The following is a 14,440-nucleotide window of genomic DNA, read 5'->3' as shown; positions in this document are numbered from 1 at the left end:
TGCCCTCACGTCCTCGTTGCGCTGCCGACGGGGGCCAAGAATACTTCCCAACCAAGCGATTGGTCTACTCGGGGTCGGCCGGCCGGTCGATCCGGTAGACGTAGTGGGCGCGATCGTGGATCGGGTTGTCGGGCTCGAGCTCGCCCTCGGCCACCCGGCGCATCCCGGCCTTCTCCAGCGCCCGCCACGACGCGCGGTTGGCCGCCGAGACGGGGACCAGCACGCAGGACGAGCCGGGGATCTCCGTCCAGGTCCGCTCGATCACCGAGCGGATCATCTCCGGGCCCAGGCCCCGGCCGACCTGGCCGGGATCGCCGATCAGGTAGTCGATGCTCACCGCGCCGTCGGGGACGGGGGTGATCGTCGCCAGTTCGGCCAGGTAGCCGGGGTAGTCCGCGTACCGCGACCGCTGGACCAGGCCGAGCGGCCGGCCGTCGAGGAACACGAGCAGGTCCTCCGACGGCTCCTCCCCGCGGGCGGCGGGGCCGAAGTCGCGGGTCACCGCCTCCATCGAGGTCTCGTGGTTCCACCACAGCGCCACGTGCGGCTGCTCCAGCCACGTACGCAGCAGGGGGAAGTCCTCCTGGCCGAGCCGACGCCATGTGATCATCAGGACGCTCCGGGGGTGTGCTGCCGGCGGTAGTAGCGGGCCTGGCGGTCGCGGTGACCGCACGAGGGGTGGCACCAGCGCCGGCGGGGGTGGTTCTGGACGAAGAACAGCGAGCAGCCGGGGCCCTGGCAGCGGCGTACCCGATCCGCCTGGGGGCCGGTCAGCAGCTCGACGCAGCAGGTGGCGATGCTCCCGAGCACGGCGGCCGGGCCGGCGACGGTGCCGGTGACTGTGCTGGCCCAGCGCGAGGCCGGCGCGCCGCCGCTCCAGTCGAGCCACAGGTACGTCGGCGCCGCCGCCGTGAAGTCGTTGACCCGCCGGACCGGCGCCGCGTCGGGAACGCGCCCCTCGACGGCGGCCGACAGCAGGGCGTGCACGCAGTCGCGCAACATCCGCACCCGGGCCGCGTGCGGACCCATCGGGACCGCGACCCCATGGCGCTCGGAGACCCGGGCGAACCACTCGCCGACCCGCCGGGCGTCCGGCAGGAAGTCGATCCGCGCCTCCCCCGCGCCGTACAGCGTGTTGGCCAGCTCCACCGCGAGAGGTTCCGTCCCGAGGATCGGGAACTCGACTGCCGTCACGATGCTGACGCTAACAGAGCACCTTAACCGTCAGCATCTGATTTATAGGGGTAGCAAGTCCCTGTACGGGGATATAACTTGGCGGCCGTGGAGGAACGCACAGGCAGGACCGGGCGGCGGCCGGGGGCCTCGACCACCAGGGAAGAGATCGTCGCGGCGGCGGCCAGGGCCTTCAGCGCGGGCGGCTACGAGGCCACCAGCATGCGCCAGGTGGCCGCGGACGCCGGCGTGGACCCGGCGCTCGTGCGCCGGTTCTTCGGCGGCAAGGAGCAGCTGTTCAGCGCGGTCGTGACGTCGGTGTTCCAGCCCGAGCAGGCCGTGGCCATGCTGCTGGACGGGCCCCGCGGCAAGCTCGGGGAGCGGCTGGCCGGATACGTCCTCGGCCTGCTCGGCGCGGTGGACCGGCCCGGCCCGGTGCTGGGCCTGATGCGCTCGGCCGCCACGAACGCGCACGCGGCCGCCCTGATCAGGGAGTTCCTCGCCAACGACATGCTCGGCAAGGTCACCAGGAAGCTCGGCGTGGACCAGCCCGAGCTGCGCGCGGCGCTCGCGGCCGGCCAGCTCGTGGGGCTGGCCATCACCCGCTACGCCGTACGGGTGGACGCGCTGGTCTCGTCCTCGCCCGACGAGCTCATCGCCTGGATGGCGCCGACACTCCAGCGCTACCTCACCGGCCGGGCCCCCTGATGGGCGCTGCGGCTCATCCGGCCGGGCTCGCCGGGATGGCGCCGAGGGCGAGGAGGAGGTAGTGGCGCTGGCGCAGGGTGAGGTCCCCGATGCTGGCGCCGCTGAGGATCCTGCCCCTGCGCAGCACGCGGGTGATCTCGGTGGCGCTGCGCCCGGGCAGGGCCCGCAGCACCGTCTCCACGTCGGCCCCGATGGTGGCCAGGTCGGTGCGCGACAGCAGGGCCTCCAGGCCGAGCCGCCCGGCCGCGACGGCGGTGCGCAGCTCGCCGGGCGTCATCGGTTCGGGTCCGGTCGTCGGCTTGGGCCTCGGGGACGGCGGGCGCGGCTGCGGGGTGGGCGGCCCGCCCAGGCGGGCGGCGGCGACCGGGACGGCCGGGGCGGGGAGCGCGCCGGGCAGCATGGCCTGGGCGGTGACCAGCAGGCCGCCCACGGCGAGTACGCCGGTCGCCACGACGACGACCTGGCGGCGCGGCAGCCGGCCGCTGGCGCGGGCCATCTGCAGCCCGACCATCGCGGTACGCAGCAGCACGCCGGTGAGCACGCCCAGCAGGATCGGCACGCTCTGCGGCGGCAGCGGCGCCACGCTGGCCAGCACGACGCCGGCCGCCGGGCTGAGGCAGGCCAGCGCCAGCCAGGGAGCTAGCGGCTTGCGGGCCAGGTCGAGCATGGCCGTCAGGGCCACCCCTTCACCGGCCGAGTGGATCATGAGCGCGGCCACGACGATGATCGAGGCGGCCAGCACCAGGGTGGCGCCCTCGATCATGCGGTGCAGGCTCAGCGCGACGGCGGTGCCCACTCCCCCGTACACGGCGGCGCTGACGGCCTGCTCGACCCGCCGGTGCATGCCGGGGGCGTGCCGGGCACGCCGGCCCACGTCGTGCTGGTGAGCGCACCCGTGGCGGGTGAAGTGCGTGATGACGACATACCCGAACAGCCCGGCCAGCGCCACCAGCCACACGGGCACATGGGTCGCGACGGCCTCCCGCCAGGCGTCGGGCATCACGTCGGTCAGGGCGGTGATGAGCATGAGCGCCGAGGCGACGGCCAGCCAGACGCTGATCCGGTCGGCCTTGCGCTGCGCCAGGTGGGCGCCGGCCAGCGTGGACAGGGCCACCAGGCCCACGGCGGCCCACACCGTCCAGACCGGCATGGCGGCGCCCATGGCCGCGTCGCGCGCCGGCAACGGCAGTACTGACCCCCCGAGCGGCAAGAACATGTGACGGCCTTTCTGGCTGGAGGACGGTGATCGATCACTGAGCCGCGAGAGGGCCGGTGTGCGTGCCGTGGCCGGGCGTCGCGACGTCCTCCAGGACCGTGCGCAACCGGCCGAGCTGGGTGTGCAGGCTGTCCTGCAGTTGCCTGCCGTGGTCGGCGAGGACGGCGTCGAATTCGTTGAACTGCTCCTCGATGGCCTCCTGATAGGCCAGGCGGGCGGTCCTGGTCAGCGCCTCGGCCGCGGCGGCGGCATCGAGCCGCACCCGTTCGGCGCCGGCGCGGGCCTCGGTCAGCATGTGGCGCGCCTCCTGCCTGGCGGCCTCGACGTACTCCCGTGCCTCCTCTCGGGCGGCCTCGACAGCCTGCCGAGCCTCGTGCCGGGCGACCTCGACGGTCTCCCGCGCGCTCTCCTCCGCGGCGGCCAGCATGTCGGCCGGGGCGGGGGTGGCGGCGGCGAGACGCTCGCGCAGGTGGGCGTTGTCCTGCCAGAGCAGGCTGATCGTGGTCTCCACGGTGGACAGGAACGCGTCCACTTCGGCCAGGTCGTAGCCGGCCCGCAACCGGACCACGGTGAAGACCTGGTGGTGCACGGCGGTGGGGGTCAGCAGCGTGAGCTGGCCAGGGCCGGCGGCCTGGGCCGGCACGGTGACGAAGCCGTCGCCGACGGCGTGGCCGTGCGGGATCGGGAGGCCGTAGACGTGGTCTTCGTGCTCGATGTGCATGACGGAGTTTCACCGAACCTTTCACCGTCAGCGCTGGAGCGGCCGGGCGCGCCCGCACCGGCCCCGGGGCATGGAGGGGTGCCCCGGATCGGGGGGAACCGGTGCGAAACCTTGACCGTCCAACCAGGCATTCTATACGCACAGTAGTTGACACGTTACCGTGTGCTTAAACATGTGGGCAGCCGCTCACGGGTAAAGGCCGCTTCGGATGTGACCAGGGTCACATCGACGGCCTGTCCCCCCGGGCCCGACCCGTCCGTCCTCCTGCCGAGCAACCGGCTACGAGGAAGGTTCAAGGACATGGGCAAGCTGATCGTCATCGAGTTCGTCTCCCTCGACATGGTCATCGAGGACCCGGACGGGGCGGACGGGACGCCGTGGGGAGGCTGGGCCTTCCGGTACGGGCCCGAGTCGGTGGCCGGTGACAAGTTCGCGCTCGGCGAGGTGCTGGACACCGGGGCCATGCTGCTGGGCCGCGCCACCTGGCAGCGCTTCTCCCGCATCTGGCCCGGCAGGGACGACGAGTTCTCCCGGAAGATGAACGCCATCCCGAAGCTCGTCGCCTCGCGCTCGTCGGACGGCGTCGAGGGGTGGAGCAACTCCTCCCTCCTGCGGGGCGACCTGATCGAGGAGGTGGCCGGGCGCAGGCGGGAACGGGATATCGTGGTCGCCGGCAGCGGCAGCGTCGTCGCCGCGCTGCGGGCGCATGACCTGGTCGACGAGTATCGGCTGCTGGTGTTCCCGACCGTGCTGGGCCGGGGACGCCGCCTGTTCGATCAGGATGACCGGCCCCTCGGCCTGGCTCTGGAGTCCGCCGAACGCATGGGTCAGGCAGTCCGCCTCGTCTACGGCCGCGACGCGGCGGCGTGAAGGAGACCACCGTGAGATACGCACTGCTGATCAACGAGCGGCCCGGAGCGTACGACGGGCTCACCGCCGATGAGCGCGCCGCCATCACCGCCGAGTACGTCGCGCTGATGCAGGACGAGCGCATGATCTCGGGCGAGCGGCTCCAACCGGCCGAGACCGCGACCACCGTCCGGGTCCAGGGCGGCCGGACGCTGATGACCGACGGGCCGTTCGCCGACACCAAGGAGATCTTCGGCGGGTTCTACATCGTCGAGGCGGACGACCTCGACGACGCGCTGGAGCTGGCCGCCCGTGTCCCCGCCGCCCGCCTCGGCGGATCGGTCGAGGTGCGGCCGCTGGTGGAGCGGTAGCCGGTGCTCGAGGAGATCTTCCGCGACCAGTGGGCCCGCGTGTTCGCCGCCCTGGTGAGCTACACCGGCGACGTCGACGTGGCCGAGGAGGCCGCGCAGGAGGCGTTCGCCGTCGCGGCCGAGCGCTGGGCCCGCGACGGGGTCCCGGACAATCCCGGGGCCTGGCTCGTGGTGACCGGGCGCCGCCGGGCGATCGACCGCCTTCGCCGGGACCGTACGTATGCGGACAAGCTCCGCCTGCTGGACCGGCCGGAGCCGGGCGAGGAGGTGACGATGGACGAGTCGGCGGTCCCCGACGAACGGCTCGAACTGTTCTTCCTGTGCTGCCATCCGGCGCTGGCGGACGAGGCCCAGGTCGCGCTCACTCTGCGGGCCCTGGGCGGCCTGTCCACCCCGGAGATCGCCCGGGCGTTCCTGGTGAGCGACGAGACGATGAAGCGGCGGCTCTCCCGGGCGCGCGACAAGATCCGGGCGGCCGGGATCCCGTTCGGGATCCCCCGGGAGCACCTGCTGCCCGCCCGCCTGGAGGCGGTGCTCTCCGTGCTCTACCTCATCTTCAACCAGGGGTACGGCGACGGCCGGGCCGACCTGGCGGCCGAGGCCGTCCGGCTGGCCCGGGTCCTGGTCGAGCTCGTGCCCGGCGAGCCCGAGGCCGCCGGGCTGCTGGCGCTGATGCTGCTGCACGACTCGCGGCGCGCCACCCGGGTCCGCGACGGCGAGATCGTCCTGCTGCACGAGCAGGATCGCGGCCTGTGGGACACCGCTCAGATCGAGGAGGGCCAGGCGCTGCTCGACCGCGCCCTCGCGCTCGGCGCCCGCGGCGCCTACGTGGTGCAGGCGGCCATCGCGGCGCTGCAGACCGAGGAGCGGATCGACTGGCGGGCCGTCGCCGCGCTCTATGACCGGCTGCGGGAGCTGACGGGCTCGGCCGTGGTCGAGCTCAACCGCGCGGTGGCGGTCGCCGAGGTCGACGGGCCGCGGGCGGCGCTGGCGATCGTGGACGGGCTCGGACTCGACGGCTACCGGTACTTCCACTCCACCCGGGCCGAGCTGCTGCGTCGCCTGGACGACACCGCGGGGGCGCAGGCGGCGTACCGGAGGGCGCTCGACCTGGCCACGACGGAGGCCGAGCGCCGCTTCCTCACCCGCCGCCTCGGCGAGCTCTGACCTCTTGTCCCGGGTTTACAGACCTGTCAGTGTAGGACCATGCGTGAGCTGAAGCCCGGGCTGGAGCACACCTTCCGTTTCCGCGTCCCGGAGAGCAAGATCGTGGCGGGGCTGTATCCGGAGTCGCCGGAGTTCGCGGTCATGCCGCCCGTCTTCGCCACCGGGTTCCTGGTGGGGCTGATCGAGTGGACGTGCGTTCAGGCGGTCGTGCCGTACCTGGACTGGCCGCGCGAGCAGACGGTCGGGACGCACGTCGACCTCAGCCACGAGGCCCCCACGCCGCCGGGCCTGGAGGTCACCTGCCGGGTGCGGCTGACGGGGGTGGAGGGGCGGCGACTGCGGTTCGAGGTGAGCGCCGAGGACGGGGCTGACGTGATCAGCACCGGCACCCACGAACGCACCGTCATCGACGCCGCCCGCTTCACCGCCCACGCCCACGCCAAGACCACCCCCACCCCGTAGCCAACCACCCCACCACCCACCCGCCGCCGACCGCGGCACGCGCACCGGGCGGGGGGCAGGTCGGGGTGCCGATGGGCCAGGCGGTGCCGGAAGGTCAGGGGGACGGGGCGAGGGTGTCGGGGTTGAGCAGGAGGTCGGCGCGGTCGCGGGTGGTGCGGATGGCGGCGGCGTTGGGCTCGTCGACCTCGGCGACCCAGCGGGCGGCCTGGGAGGGCGTCTTGCCGAACTGGACGTGCCGCCTGGTGAGCCGGTCCAGGCGGACGCGGTCGTCGATCTCGGCGTACCAGACCTCTGTCATGGCCCCCCGCACCCGCCGCCACGTCTCGTCGTCGGCGAGGAGGTAGTTGCCCTCGCTGACCACGACCCGCGCGGCCGGCGGCACCGGGATGGCGCCGGCGATCGGCTGCTCGATCTCGCGGTCGAAGGACGGCGCGTAGACGACGGTGCCGGTCTCGGCGCGGAGGCGGTGGAGCAGCGCCAGGTAGCCGTGGGCGTCGAAGGTGTCCATGGCGCCCTTGCGGCGCAGCCGCCCGAGGCGTTCGAGCTCGACGTCGGCCAGGTGGAAGCCGTCCATCGGCACCCACACCGCCGGCAGCCCGGCGGAGGTGAGGTTCTCGGCCAGCCAGCCGGCCAGCGTGGACTTGCCCGCGCCCGGGCATCCCGCGATGCCCACCACGACGCGCTCGCCGGACGCGGCCAGCCCGCGTACGCGCTCGATCAGCTGCGCGCCGGTCACCGGACGCCTCCGGCGAGCGGGACCGCCGGGAGGCGGTGGGCGCCGGGCGGCTGGGTAGGGCTCAAGATTCTCCTCGAATACGGATTTAGCGCGATATGTCGCCAATGAGCCGTCAGCTTATCCACGCCCCGCCGCCCGATTATCGATATACCCCATACCCCTACAATGTGTCTCCCCTCTACTAAGGAGCATCGTATGGATCACAGCGAGCACCACCACGCACACCATGAGGCCCCGCCCGCGGCCACGTGGGGAATGGCCGCGCAGGCGACCCTGCACTGCCTGACCGGTTGCGCCATCGGCGAGGTGCTGGGCATGGTCATCGGCACCGCCGCCGGCCTGTCCAACCTGACCACCGTGGTGTTGTCCGTGGCGCTGGCCTTCGTGTTCGGCTACGCGCTGACCATGCGGGGCGTGCTGCGGGCCGGTGTCGACTTCCGCACCGCGCTGAGGGTGGCGCTGGCCGCCGACACCATCTCCATCGCGATGATGGAGATCCTGGACAACGCGGTGATGCTGCTCGTGCCCGGCGCGATGGACGCGGGCCTGTCGAACTGGCTGTTCTGGGTGGCGCTGGCCGGTTCGCTGCTGGTGGCGTTCGTGCTGACCACGCCGGTGAACAAGTGGCTCATCTCACGGGGCAAGGGCCATGCGGTGACGCACCAGTACCACCAGGGCCACTGAGCGTTCACTCCCCGTGCCACGAGCGCCAGAGCTCGGCGTACGTGCCCCCGGCCGCGACGAGGTCGTGGTGCGTGCCGAGCTCGGTGAGGCGGCCCTCCTGCATGACCGCCACCCGGTCGGCGTCGTGGGCCGTCTGGAGGCGGTGGGCGATGGCGATGACGGTACGGCCGTCCAGCACGGCGGCCAGGGCGCGCTCGGTGTGGCGGGCGGTCCTCGGGTCCAGCAGCGCGGTGGCCTCGTCGAGGATCAGCGTGTGGGGGTCGGCCAGTACGACGCGGGCCAGGGCCAGCTGCTGGGCCTGCGCGCCGTCGGGCCGGTGGCCCCCGGGGCCGAGATCGGCGCCGAGGCCGTCCGGGAGGTCGTCGATCCAGTCGGCGCCGACGGTGGCGAGGGCCGCGCGCAGCTCGGCGTCGGTGGCGGAAGGGGCGGCGATGCGCAGGTTGTCGCGTACCGTGCCGAGGAACACGTGGTGTTCCTGGGTGACCAGGACGACGCGTTCGCGCAGGCGGCCGGGGTCGAGGGCGGCGACGGGAACGCCGCCGACGGTGACCGTGCCGGTGCGCGGGGCGTCCACGCCCGCCAGCAGCCTGCCCAGCGTGGTCTTGCCCGCGCCCGAGGGCCCGACGATCGCCAGACGCTCGCCGGGGCGGACGGTCAGGTCCACCCCGCGCAGGACGTCGGGGCCGCCGTCGTAGGCGTAGTGCACGCCGGCGGCCACGAGCCGGTCGCCGTCCGGTACGAGCTCCGGCCCGGTGGCCGGCGCCGGCCGCGGGACCAGGGCGAGGCCCTCGACCCTGGCGAACGAGGCGCCGCTGCTCTGCATGCCCTCCAGGTGCAGGAGGATCGTGTCGAGGGGCTGGCCGAGCTGGCGGAGGTAGAGGGCGGCGGCGACGACCGTTCCGAGGGTCATGGAGCCGTTCGCCATGAGGCCGCCGACCAGCAGCACGCCGGCCACCGGGATCGCGTACGAGACGTCCACGACGGGGAAGAGGACGCTGCGCAGGAACAGGGTCCGGACGCGGGTCCGGCGGCACTCGCCGATCGCCGCCTGGCAGGCCGTGATGCGGCGGTGTTCGAGGCGCAGCGCCGCGACGGTGCGGGCGCCGGCGGTGGTGGCGGCGAGCTGCTCGGCCAGCGCGGAGTTGGCCTCACCCTCGGCCAGGTACGCCGGGATCGCGCGGCGCAGATACCAGCGGGCGGCGAACCAGATGCCCAGCAGGCCGAGCACCCCGCAGGCGCCCAGCAGCGGATCGAGCACGAAGACCGCGGCCAGGATGAACGCCGCCTGGACCGCGGCGATGAGGACGTCCGGCCCGGCGTCGCGCAGCGTGGCGCCGAGCGCGGCCACGTCGGTCGTCCCCCGGGTGGTCAGGTCGCCCGTGCCGGCCCGCTCGACCACCGAGACGGGCAGGTCGAGGGCGCGTTCGGTGAACCGCTCGCGGATGCGCGCCAGGGTGCGCTCGCCGAAGCGGTGGCCGACGTGGCCCGCGTAGCGGGACAGGACGAGCTGGACCAGGGCGGCGGCCAGGATGGCCAGGGCCAGCCGGTCCACGGCGGCGGCCCCGGCGCCGTACTTGACCGCGTCGACGATCCGGCCGAGCAGCCACGGCCCGGCCAGCCCCGCGACGGCGGCCAGGGCGTTGAGGGCGATCATCGCGGCGAAGGCGCGGCCGTCCAGGCGGATCAGGCGCAACGCCGCCCGCCGCACCCGGGGCGGCTCGGCGACCGGCAGGGCCCCGGTCATCGCACGGGCCGGCTGGGCGACGGGCTGCGGCTCGGTCATCGCGCGGCCTCCTCGGGCGGGGATCCGGTCATCGGGCGGCCCGCTCGGGTGGTGTGCTGGGCTCGTCGTCGCGTGACACCAGCAGGCGGTAGCCCGGGTGCTCGTGCAGCAGGTCGCGATGCTCGCCGGCCGCCGCGACCGAGCCGTCCACGAGGTAGTACACCGTGTCCGCCCGGTCCAGCAGCAGCGGCGAGGTCGTGGTGACCACCGTGGTACGGCCCCTTCGCGCCTCGCGCAGCCGGGCGGCGATGGTCGCCTCGGTGTGGGCGTCCACGGCGGAGGTGGGCTCGGCCGCCAGCAGGACCTCCGGGTCGGCCAGCAGGGCCCGGGCCAGGCGGACGCGCTGGCGCTGCCCGCCGGACAGGTTGCGGGCCTGGGGGTCGACGGCGGAGTCCAGCCCGTGCGGCAGCCCCCGGACGACGTCCTCGGCCATGGCCGCGTGGACCGCCCGGCCCACGGCCTCGTCGCCGGGATCGTGCCGGCCGGCGACGACGTCCCGCAGCATGCCGGCGAACAGGTCCGCCTCGTTGTCGGCCAGCAGGATCCGCTCGCGGACCCGTACCGGGTCAATGGTGTCGAGCCGGATCCCGCCCCAGGTCGCGGCCGACGCGGCGAACCCGCCCAACCGGTCGAGCAGCGCGGCCGAGTCCCCCGGCCGGGCGCTGACCAGCGCGGTCAGCCTCCCCGGCGCGATCTCGACGCCCGAGGCCGGGTCGCGCAGCGGCGCGGGCGACGCGGGCGGATCCGCGTCGCCGCCGGTGACGTCCGGTTCGAGGGTGAGGAAGTGGATGACCCGGCGGGCGGCCACGAGGCCGCGGCTGAAGCCGTACCCGGTCTCGATGAGGTTCGTGACCGGCACCACCAGCACGCCGGCGTACCCGTACACCGCGACCAGTTCGCCGGTGGTGATGTCGCCCTGCGCGGCCATCCGGGCCGCCAGCCACGTCACGGCGCCGAGGAACACCGTGGGCAGGCCGACCCCGAGGGCGTGGATCCAGCTGGTGACCGCGCCCACCTGGTAGCCCTTCTCCCGGAGCTCCTGGGAGCCGCGCCGGTAGCGCTCGGCGTACACGTCCTTGCCGCCGATGCCGTTCAGGACCCGCAGCCCTCCGGCGATGTCCCCGAACCGGGCGGCGAGCTCGCCCTGCCGCAGCCGGTACGCCGTCTCGGCGCCGCGCAGCCGTCCCAGCAGCGGCCCGACCAGCATGACCAGCAACGGCACGCCCAGCAGCACCACCGCGGCGAGCAGCGGCGAGACGGCCAGCAGCAGCCCGGCCACGACGACATAAGCGAGCACCGCGCCGACGCCGGGGCCGGTGATGGTCAGCGCGTGGGCGATCACGGCGGCGTCACCGAACCCGATCGTCACCACCTCCCCGGCCGTGACCTTGCGCGGGAGCGCCGCGCCCAGCCGCGTCGCGTGCAGCACCACCACCTGTACGGTGCGGAACGCGGCGTCCATCCGAACCCTGGTCATCGTGCGATGGCGCATGATGGCCAGCCAGGCGTTCAGGACGCCGACGCCGAGCACGGCGGCGGTCCAGCCGGCCAGCGCGGGCCTGTCTCCCGGAGCCAGGCCGTCGTCGATGGCGCGGGACAGGAAGTACGGCGGCAGCGTCAGGCAGACCATCCAGGCGGAGCCCAGCAACGCGCCGACGGCGATGCGGCCGGGCTGGCTCCTGACCAGCCACCACAGGTACCGTCCGGCGCTTCGGCGGTCAGGGGTCCCGGGGTCCACGATCTTCACCCTATTTGACCGATGGCCCGGAACGATGATGGGGTACGTCCCAGCGTCGCGGTGCACCCGGCAAACAGATCGCCGAGGGCATGGAGGCGCCGGAACATGGGACCCCCATGGAAACACCCGACGGGCGCCTGGCGGCGTTCGGCAACCAGTTGATCGACGTGCACCTCTGGCTCCGCGAGCAGCTCGACGCGCTGCGCGAGGACGTCGAGGCCTATCTCGCGGGCGGCGCGCTCCCCCGCGACCTGCGTACCCACTGCCTGACCTTCTGCTCCGCGCTGGAGCGGCACCACACCGGCGAGGACGGCGGCGCCTTCCCCGCGCTCGCCCGGAGCTTCCCCGAGCTGCGCCCGGTACTGGAGGAGCTGCGCCGCGACCACCGGCTGGTGGACGACTCCCTGCGGCGCTTGCAGGCGCTCATCGACGGCCTCGGCCGGGACCACGACCCGGTCCTGGTGCGCGGCGAGCTGGACACTCTCGCCGCGCTGATGGAGACGCACTTCGTCTACGAGGAGAAACGGATCGTCGCGGCGCTCAACGCGCTGGACGCCCCGGAGTGGCGCCGGGCCAGGCCCGACTTCCTCATGTCCTGATCAGCGGCGGAGCTTGTACCGGATGGGCAGGTGCTTGATGCCCCCGACGAAGGTCGTGGCGCTCCATTCCGGCCGGCCGGTGAGCTCGACGCTCTCCAGGCGCGGCAGCAGCTCGGCGAACAGGGCCTTCAGCTCCATCCGGGCCAGCGCCGCGCCGAGGCAGTAGTGCACGCCGAACCCGAAGGCCAGGTGGCGGTTGGGGTCGCGGCCGGCGTCGAAGGCGAACGGGTCGGTGAACACCTCCTCGTCGCGGTTGGCCGACGGGTAGGACAGCAGCACCGACTCGCCCGCCTTGATGTCCACGCCGTTGAGGCTGGTGTCGGCCGAGGCCGTGCGCATGAACTCCTTGACCGGGGTGACCCAGCGGATCATCTCGTCGACCGCGAGCGGCAGCAGGCCGGGGTCCTCGCGCAGCCGGGCCAACTGGTCGGGGTGTTCGATGAGGGCGTGCAGGCCGCCGGCGACGGTGGAGCTGGTGGTGTCGTGGCCGGCGGAGGCGATGATGACGTAGTAGGAGGCCGTCTCCATGTCGTTGAGCGGCTTGCCGTCCACCTGGGCGTTGGCGATGGCGGAGGCCAGGTCCTCGGTGGGGTGGGCGCGGCGGGCGGCGGTGAGCTGCTGGAAGTAGGCGAAGAAGTCGAGCAGCACCGCGAACTGGTCCTCGGCGGTGTCTCCGCGCCTGGTCTCCGCGTCCGCGCCGCCGAACAGCTCCTGGGTGAGCTTGAGCATGCGGGGGAAGTCGGATTCGGGCAGCCCGAGCAGGGAGAGGATCACGTACAGCGGGTAGTGCACCGCGACCTGGGTGGCGAAGTCGCATTCGCCGCCGTAGTCGGCCAACCGGTCCACGTAGCGGCGGGCGAGCTCCTGGATCCGGCTCTCCATGGCGCGCATGGCCTTGGGGCGGAACCAGTCGGCGCCGATCGCCCGGACCACCCGGTGGTCGGGGTCGTCCATGTGGACCAGCGTCTTCAACTGGATGCCCTGCGCCGCCTGCTGCCTGGCGTGCTCCTCGAACGTCTTCTTGCCCAGGACCGGGCGCGGCGCGCTGAGCCAGAGGGCGTTGTCGCGTTCGACCCGCATGATGTCGGCGTGCCGGGTGACGGCGTAGAAGGGCGTGTACTCGGGCGCCTCCACGAGATGGACCGGGGCCTCCCGGCGCAGCAGGGTGAGCGCCTGGTGCAGCCGCGGCTCGTCGGCGTAGGCGAGGGGGTCGGCCAGCATGAGCCCCGCCTGCTCGATGGTCATGTTCATGATTGATTCCCTATCAGGACTTGAAGCTCGGTTCGACGCGCTCCCCGGCCTGAAGCCGGACATTCTGGCCTGTGCCAGGCCGTTCATGCGGCGGCACTTCCCCGGCTTCCTGCTTCGCCGGTGCCGCCGACGGTCATGGCGAAGCCCGTCATGAGGCCGGCAGCAGGACGGGCTTGACCGTGGCGCCGCTCGCGGAGTCGCGTTCGGCGTCGTTGATGCCGCCCAGCGGGTACGTGCGGATCAGCCGGTCGAAGGGGAAGCGGCCCTGCCGCCACAGCCCGATCAGCATGGGGATGAACTGCTGGGGCACGGCGTCGCCCTCCAGGATGAAGCGGACGGTGCGCCCGGCGAGCGCGGTCGGCCGCAGCGTGACCTCGCCGCCGCCCGCGCCTACCAGGCCGCACGACCCGCCGGGGCGCAGCACTGCGATCGCGGTGCGGATCACCTCCGGCACGCCGGTGGTGTCGAAAGAGTGGTCCACCTCGCCGACGGCGTCGGCCAGGCCGGGGTCGGCGCCGTCGAGCGCCCGGGTGGCGCCGAGTTCCAGGGCCAGCTCGCGCCTGGAAGCGTGCAGGTCCACGGCGATGATCTCGCCGGCGCCCGCGACCTTGGCGGCCATGACCGCCGCGAGGCCGACCGCCCCGGCGCCGAACACCGCGATGGCGTCGGCCGGGCGGACCTTGAGGGCGATGAACACCGAGCCCGCGCCGGTCTGCAGGCCGCAGCCCAGCGGGCCGAGCAGTTCCAGCGGCAGCGACTTGTCGACGGTGACCAGGTTGCGCTCGGTGGCGACGGCATGGGTGGCGAAGGAGGACTGGCCGAACCGGCGGGCCGCGACCGGCTCACCGCCGGTCCCGTTGGCCCCGGCCGACCCGTCCACGCGCACCCCGCTGAGGTTGCGCGCCATGAACTCGTCGCAGTACGGAGCGAGACGTCCTCGACGGTGAACGGCCTGCCCGGGTCGCGCAGGACCGCCGCTCGA

General features: G+C 73.4%; 16 protein-coding genes. 7 read left to right on the top strand and 9 right to left on the bottom strand.

Annotated features, from left to right (window positions below; genetic code table 11):
• Positions 1 to 64 precede the first annotated feature (64 nt).
• The gene (locus tag ABZX61_RS17560; RefSeq protein ID WP_355195595.1) at positions 65 to 610 is read right to left on the bottom strand and encodes a GNAT family N-acetyltransferase; all 546 of its coding nucleotides are present in this window, start codon (positions 608 to 610) and stop codon (positions 65 to 67) included.
• Entirely contained in the window at positions 610 to 1,194 is a 585-nt protein-coding gene (locus tag ABZX61_RS17555) for an ABATE domain-containing protein (protein ID WP_355195593.1), read from the bottom strand. The genes ABZX61_RS17560 and ABZX61_RS17555 overlap by 1 nt, the downstream gene beginning before the upstream one ends.
• A gap of 87 nt (positions 1,195 to 1,281) precedes the next feature.
• Between ABZX61_RS17555 and ABZX61_RS17550 the strand changes: the two genes are divergently transcribed.
• Positions 1,282 to 1,881: a TetR family transcriptional regulator gene (locus tag ABZX61_RS17550; RefSeq protein WP_355195591.1), complete on the top strand. Its 600-nt coding sequence runs from the start codon at positions 1,282 to 1,284 to the stop codon at positions 1,879 to 1,881.
• 13 nt (positions 1,882 to 1,894) lie between these two features.
• On the opposite strand, the gene ABZX61_RS17545 is transcribed toward ABZX61_RS17550, so the two are convergent.
• Both ABZX61_RS17545 and ABZX61_RS17540 read right to left on the bottom strand, forming a co-directional pair.
• Positions 1,895 to 3,064 (bottom strand): hypothetical protein, encoded by a 1,170-nt coding sequence (locus ABZX61_RS17545; RefSeq protein WP_355195589.1) that lies wholly within the window; start codon positions 3,062 to 3,064, stop codon positions 1,895 to 1,897.
• A gap of 67 nt (positions 3,065 to 3,131) precedes the next feature.
• Positions 3,132 to 3,818: a DivIVA domain-containing protein gene (locus tag ABZX61_RS17540; RefSeq protein WP_355195587.1), complete on the bottom strand. Its 687-nt coding sequence runs from the start codon at positions 3,816 to 3,818 to the stop codon at positions 3,132 to 3,134.
• 300 nt (positions 3,819 to 4,118) lie between these two features.
• Here ABZX61_RS17540 and ABZX61_RS17535 point away from each other — a divergent pair, with 300 nt between their 5' ends.
• From ABZX61_RS17535 to ABZX61_RS17520, 4 genes are read left to right on the top strand one after another with little or no spacing between them, the layout of a single operon-like run.
• The gene (locus ABZX61_RS17535) at positions 4,119 to 4,688 is read left to right on the top strand and encodes a dihydrofolate reductase family protein (RefSeq protein WP_355195585.1); all 570 of its coding nucleotides are present in this window, start codon (positions 4,119 to 4,121) and stop codon (positions 4,686 to 4,688) included.
• A gap of 11 nt (positions 4,689 to 4,699) precedes the next feature.
• Complete coding sequence (locus ABZX61_RS17530; protein ID WP_350727648.1) at positions 4,700 to 5,038, top strand: YciI family protein; 339 nt, start codon at positions 4,700 to 4,702, stop codon at positions 5,036 to 5,038.
• A gap of 3 nt (positions 5,039 to 5,041) precedes the next feature.
• Positions 5,042 to 6,205 carry a sigma-70 family RNA polymerase sigma factor gene (locus ABZX61_RS17525; protein WP_355195583.1) on the top strand — a complete coding sequence of 388 codons (1,164 nt, stop codon included), beginning with the start codon at positions 5,042 to 5,044 and terminating at the stop codon, positions 6,203 to 6,205.
• A gap of 39 nt (positions 6,206 to 6,244) precedes the next feature.
• A complete protein-coding gene (locus ABZX61_RS17520) occupies positions 6,245 to 6,667 on the top strand; it encodes a thioesterase family protein (RefSeq protein ID WP_355195581.1) in 423 nt (140 codons plus the stop codon).
• 94 nt (positions 6,668 to 6,761) lie between these two features.
• On the opposite strand, the gene ABZX61_RS17515 is transcribed toward ABZX61_RS17520, so the two are convergent.
• Complete coding sequence (locus ABZX61_RS17515) at positions 6,762 to 7,403, bottom strand: nucleoside/nucleotide kinase family protein (protein WP_350727645.1); 642 nt, start codon at positions 7,401 to 7,403, stop codon at positions 6,762 to 6,764.
• Positions 7,404 to 7,598: 195 nt separating this feature from the next.
• On the opposite strand from ABZX61_RS17515, the gene ABZX61_RS17510 reads away from it, so the two are divergent.
• Positions 7,599 to 8,087 (top strand): DUF4396 domain-containing protein, encoded by a 489-nt coding sequence (locus ABZX61_RS17510; RefSeq protein ID WP_350727644.1) that lies wholly within the window; start codon positions 7,599 to 7,601, stop codon positions 8,085 to 8,087.
• Positions 8,088 to 8,091: 4 nt separating this feature from the next.
• Here ABZX61_RS17510 and ABZX61_RS17505 read toward each other — a convergent pair whose 3' ends face one another.
• Positions 8,092 to 9,870 (bottom strand): ABC transporter ATP-binding protein, encoded by a 1,779-nt coding sequence (locus ABZX61_RS17505; RefSeq protein WP_355195579.1) that lies wholly within the window; start codon positions 9,868 to 9,870, stop codon positions 8,092 to 8,094.
• Between the two features lie 28 nt (positions 9,871 to 9,898).
• Entirely contained in the window at positions 9,899 to 11,608 is a 1,710-nt protein-coding gene (locus ABZX61_RS17500; protein WP_355195577.1) for an ABC transporter ATP-binding protein, read from the bottom strand.
• A 116-nt stretch (positions 11,609 to 11,724) separates the two neighbouring features.
• On the opposite strand from ABZX61_RS17500, the gene ABZX61_RS17495 reads away from it, so the two are divergent.
• Positions 11,725 to 12,207 carry a hemerythrin domain-containing protein gene (locus ABZX61_RS17495; protein WP_355195575.1) on the top strand — a complete coding sequence of 161 codons (483 nt, stop codon included), beginning with the start codon at positions 11,725 to 11,727 and terminating at the stop codon, positions 12,205 to 12,207.
• Here the strand turns inward: ABZX61_RS17495 and ABZX61_RS17490 are convergent, their stop codons facing one another.
• A complete protein-coding gene (locus tag ABZX61_RS17490; protein ID WP_350727640.1) occupies positions 12,208 to 13,458 on the bottom strand; it encodes a cytochrome P450 in 1,251 nt (416 codons plus the stop codon).
• Positions 13,459 to 13,606: 148 nt separating this feature from the next.
• A complete protein-coding gene (locus ABZX61_RS17485; protein ID WP_355195573.1) occupies positions 13,607 to 14,365 on the bottom strand; it encodes a zinc-binding dehydrogenase in 759 nt (252 codons plus the stop codon).
• Positions 14,366 to 14,440 lie beyond the last annotated feature (75 nt).

The organism is Nonomuraea sp. NPDC003709 (assembly GCF_040610775.1).
GTDB classification, from domain to species: Bacteria; Actinomycetota; Actinomycetes; order Streptosporangiales; family Streptosporangiaceae; genus Nonomuraea; species Nonomuraea angiospora_A.
The sequence above is the reverse complement of the archived record's forward strand: the minus strand, read 5'-3'. Positions and strand labels throughout refer to the sequence as shown.

Bases quoted from the DNA above. Each gene is read 5' to 3' on its own strand.
- ABZX61_RS17560 (WP_355195595.1), bottom strand. From the start codon at position 610: ATGATCACATGGCGTCGGCTCGGCCAGGAGGACTTCCCCCTGCTGCGT.
- ABZX61_RS17540 (WP_355195587.1), bottom strand. From the start codon at position 3,818: ATGCACATCGAGCACGAAGACCACGTCTACGGCCTCCCGATCCCGCAC.
- ABZX61_RS17535 (WP_355195585.1), top strand. From the start codon at position 4,119: ATGGGCAAGCTGATCGTCATCGAGTTCGTCTCCCTCGACATGGTCATC.
- ABZX61_RS17520 (WP_355195581.1), top strand. From the start codon at position 6,245: ATGCGTGAGCTGAAGCCCGGGCTGGAGCACACCTTCCGTTTCCGCGTC.
- ABZX61_RS17510 (WP_350727644.1), top strand. From the start codon at position 7,599: ATGGATCACAGCGAGCACCACCACGCACACCATGAGGCCCCGCCCGCG.
- ABZX61_RS17505 (WP_355195579.1), bottom strand. From the start codon at position 9,870: ATGACCGAGCCGCAGCCCGTCGCCCAGCCGGCCCGTGCGATGACCGGG.
- ABZX61_RS17495 (WP_355195575.1), top strand. From the start codon at position 11,725: ATGGAAACACCCGACGGGCGCCTGGCGGCGTTCGGCAACCAGTTGATC.
- ABZX61_RS17490 (WP_350727640.1), bottom strand. From the start codon at position 13,458: ATGAACATGACCATCGAGCAGGCGGGGCTCATGCTGGCCGACCCCCTC.
- ABZX61_RS17485 (WP_355195573.1), bottom strand. From the start codon at position 14,365: ATGGCGCGCAACCTCAGCGGGGTGCGCGTGGACGGGTCGGCCGGGGCC.